The 3,851-nt window shown below is 72.5% G+C and carries 4 protein-coding genes; all 4 read right to left on the bottom strand.

Annotated elements, in window-relative coordinates:
- On the bottom strand, positions 1-1,153 hold a 1,153-nt coding region (eboE, locus tag C1J00_RS39975), incomplete at its 3' end, for a metabolite traffic protein EboE (protein WP_102913759.1).
- Positions 1,154-1,156: 3 nt separating this feature from the next.
- Complete coding sequence (locus C1J00_RS39980; protein ID WP_102913760.1) at positions 1,157-2,068, bottom strand: TatD family hydrolase; 912 nt, start codon at positions 2,066-2,068, stop codon at positions 1,157-1,159.
- Positions 2,068-2,868, bottom strand: coding sequence for an EboA domain-containing protein (locus C1J00_RS39985; protein WP_102913761.1), 801 nt, complete (start codon positions 2,866-2,868; stop codon positions 2,068-2,070). The genes C1J00_RS39980 and C1J00_RS39985 overlap by 1 nt, the downstream gene beginning before the upstream one ends.
- Positions 2,865-3,851: sugar phosphate isomerase/epimerase family protein (locus C1J00_RS39990; protein WP_102913762.1), on the bottom strand; the 987-nt coding region annotated here is incomplete at its 5' end. The genes C1J00_RS39985 and C1J00_RS39990, both read right to left, overlap by 4 nt.

Below are 3,851 nucleotides of genomic sequence, written 5' to 3' on the forward strand. Positions count from 1 at the left end.
GGCCGAGGTCGGTCAGCAGGTCGCGCGCGAGGGTGAGTTCGGCGGCGATGCCCTCGGCCAGTTGGGTGCGGCTCTTGGGGCGCGACTCGGGCGGGAGGGCCTGCCAGGTGTAGGTCTCGACCTCCAGGTGGCGGGTGAGCGGGCTCGGATCGCCGACGAGCCTGGTCAGTGCGGATCTCAGGACCGGGAGCGTGGAGGTGAGGGGCGCGGCGGGGGCCGCGTGCAGGGGGACGTGGAAGTGGGCGCGCCAGGGTGAGGCGTCCGGAAGGGCATCTCCGGCGAGGGCCTCGTCGAGGTCGTCGGTGGCACAGAGGCCGGCCGCGGTGGCCGTACGGGTCTGGTGCAGGAAGCGGGGTTCGGCGAAGGCGGAGAGGGCCTGGCGCACCTCGGGAAGATGGGGGTGTTCGGCGTGCAGGGCGGCGGAGAGCTGGGATTTGACGACGGGGACGCGGGCTGCGGTGAGCGCGTCCAGGGCGGTGTGCGGATCTTCGAAGGAGGTGGCGAGATGGCAGGTGTCGACGCAGATGCCGATGCGGTCGTGGCCGACCGCGGTGAGCGGGGCGATGGCGTCGCGGGTGGTTTCGACGACGCAGCCGGGTTCCGGTTCCAGGCCGACGCGGATGGAGCGGCCGGTCAGCTCCTCGATGGCGTCGAGGCGTTCGGCGAGGGTGCGCAGCGCGGTGCGGGCGGTCTCCGCGCGCTCGTCGTCGTATGCGGTGCGCCAGGCGAGGGGCAGCGTGGAGATGGTCCCGTCGGTGACGTCGTCGGGGAGGAGACCGGCGAGGACACGGGCCAGGGCGGTGGTGTGGTCGAGGCGTTCCGGGTCGGCCCAGTCCGGCTTGTAGACGCGGTACTTGACCTCCTCGGCACCGAAGCCCTCATAGGGGAAGCCGTTGAGGGTGACGACCTCGAGGCCGCGCCGGTCCAGCTCCGTGCGCAGCCTGCGCAGTGCGGAGGGGTCGGTGACGAGGGCGTGGGCGGCGTCCTTCGCCAGCCACAGCCCGATGCCGAGCCGGTCACGGCCCAGGCGGCGGCGGACGGGTTCGCAGTGGTCACGGAGTTGAGCGAGAACGCCGTCGAGCGTTTCGGCGGGGTGGACGTTGGTGCAGTAGGCGAGGTGGACGGTGGAGCCGTCAGGGTGGCGGAAGCGCATCGTTCACGCCTCCGCGTGGGTCACTCGGGCCGGCGTGCCGGGGCCGGTGACCGGCGTGTGCGGTTCCAGCGGGGCGCCGCGCAGGATGGAGTTGCCCTCGTGGGTGGCCTCCGTGCCGGTGACGTCGAGGTTCAGGCGGCCGCTGAGCCCGTAGAAGGCGACGGGGTTGCGCCACAGCACCTGGTCGACGTCGTCCTCGTCGAACCCCTCGGCCAACATCAGGTCGCCGACCTTGCGTGTCTTGAGGGGGTCGCTCTTTCCCCAGTCGGCGGCGGAGTTCACCAGGACCTGCTCGGTCCCGTGGGCGCGCAGGATCGCGACCATGCGCTCCTCGTCCATCTTGGTGTCGGGATAGACGGAGAAGCCCAGCCAGGAGCCGCTGTCCCTGGCCTCCTTGACGGTGGTCTCGTTGAGGTGGTCGACCAGGACGCGATCCGCGGGCAGGGCGGACTCCCGGACGACGTCGAGGGTGCGGCGCAGCCCGGCGAGCTTGTCGCGGTGGGGGGTGTGCACGAGGGCGGGCAGTCCGTGGTCGGCGGCGAGCTGCAGCTGCGCGGCGAGGGCGGTGTCTTCGGCAGGGGTCATGGAGTCGTAGCCGATCTCCCCGACGGCCACGACGTTGTCCTTGACGAGATATCGCGGCAGCTCGTCGAGGACGGGCGCACAGCGCGGGTCGTTCGCCTCCTTGGGGTTGAGGGCGATCGTGCAGTGGTGGGCGATGCCGTACTGCGCTGCGCGGAAGGGTTCCCAGCCGAGGAGGGAGTCGAAGTAGTCACGGAAGGAGGCGGGCGAGGTCCGGGGCTGGCCCAGCCAGAAGGAAGGCTCGACGACGGCACGCACACCGGCGGCGTACATGGCCTCGTAGTCGTCGGTGGTCCGGGACGTCATGTGGATGTGGGGGTCGAAGATGCGCATCAGGACTCCTTGCCGTGGGGGTGGTCCGTGCCGGGAACCGGGGTGACGGACTCGGTCAGGTCCAGGACGCGGTGCAGGTCCTCGGGGACGGAGCGGCCGGCGGCGGTGCGTTCGGCGGCGTAGTCGGCCAGCATGCGGGCGAGTTCGCCATCGCCGGCGGCGCGCCGGGACAGATCCGCGACATGGTCGACGGGGACGCCGGTGAACAGGCATTTCAGCACGGCGTGACGCCAGGCGTGGGCCGTCAGGTGCCGGGCGGCGTAGGGGCCGACGGCGGCGCTGAGGAGCCGGGTGTCGTTGGTGCGCAGGGCGTCCTCGATCAGCGGGAGGGCGCCCGGGCCGGACACGAGGTGGGGCAGGGCGTGCAGCACGGCTCGGCGTTCGTCGGCGGTGCCCTGGAAGTACACCCGGGTCAGGGCGTCGGTGCCGGCGCGGGCCGCGTCGAGGATCAGGACCCGTGCGGCGTCGGCGTGTACGGGCCCGCAGCGTCGGCCGGCCTCGGCGAGCCGCAGCTCCCATACGGAGATGGGCCCGTGGAGGCCGGGGTGCGCGGCGGCCTCGTCGAGGGCGTGGTCGAGCCAGGTGCGGGCGGGTGGGTCCAGGTGGGTGGTGAGGTGGTTGCGGAGGTCTGTGAGCGAGGGATAGGTGGATGCGGTGTCAAGGGTAGATGCGGTGTCAGAGGTCGATGCGGTGCCAGGGGTTGCGGTACCAGGGGTGGAGTTTCCGGGGTGGGTTCTGGCGCTCGGGGTGTCCTGGGCGCTCTCGGTCTTCGCCGCGGGAGTGGTGTGGGGCTGGCTCATCTGCTGCTCCCTTCAGGGGCGGTGGAGGGAGCGCCATGGGGTGGCGCGGGCTGCTGGAAGTCCTGAGCGGGGCCGGGCGGCGCGGTGGCCGCGGCTCGTTCGGCGTGGCAGAGGAACGGCAGGGAGTGCGCGGCGAAGTGAGGACCGGCGTGGGAGTGGCGGGGCAGTTCGACGACGGTCAGGCCTTGGTAGCCGGTGGCGGCGAGGGCCGCCAGGACCGGCGGAAAGTCGATCTCCCCGTCCCCGAAGGGGAGGTGCTCGTGGACGCCGCGCCGCATGTCCTCGATCTGGACGTGCCGCAGCCAGGGGGCGGCGGCCCGCACGCAGTCGGCGGGAGAGAGGGGTTCGAGGCACTGACAGTGGCCGATGTCCAGGGTGAGGCCGAGAAGTTCGGGGTCACCCAGGACACGGCGGAGATGGTGGAAGTCGGCCAGAGTGGCGAGGAGGTGGCCCGGTTCGGGTTCGACGGCGAGCGGGATGCCCTCTGAGGCGGCGGCGTCCAGGGCGGGAGCGAGGGACTCGGCGAGGTGCTTCCACGCAGTGTCGGTGTCGGCTCCCTCCGGCACGATCCCGCTGAAACAGTGCACCGCGTGCGCGCCGAGGTCGGCGGCGATCCGGACGGCCCGCACGAGCAGGTCGGTGCGGCGGGCCCGGTCGCCGGGGTCCGGGTCGAGCAGGGACGGGCCGTGCTTGCGGCGGGGGTCGAGCACATAGCGGGCGCCCGTCTCGACGGTGACGCCCAGCCCGAGCTCGTCCAGCCGCTGCGCGACCCGGCGGGTACGGGCGGCGAGGCCGGGGGCGAGCGGGTCGAGATGCATGTGGTCGAGGGTCAGCCCGACGCCGTCGTAGCCGAGGTCGGCGAGGAGCGAGAGAGCGTCGTCGAGCCGGAGATCGACGAGACCGTTGGTGCCGTAGCCGAAGCGGAGGGACGGGAGGGCGCCGGGCGGAGCGGTGGCGGTGTGGGTTGAGGCGGCGGTCCGGAC

Origin of the sequence: Streptomyces cahuitamycinicus (genome assembly GCF_002891435.1) — a bacterium.
Classification (GTDB): Bacteria; Actinomycetota; Actinomycetes; order Streptomycetales; family Streptomycetaceae; genus Streptomyces; species Streptomyces cahuitamycinicus.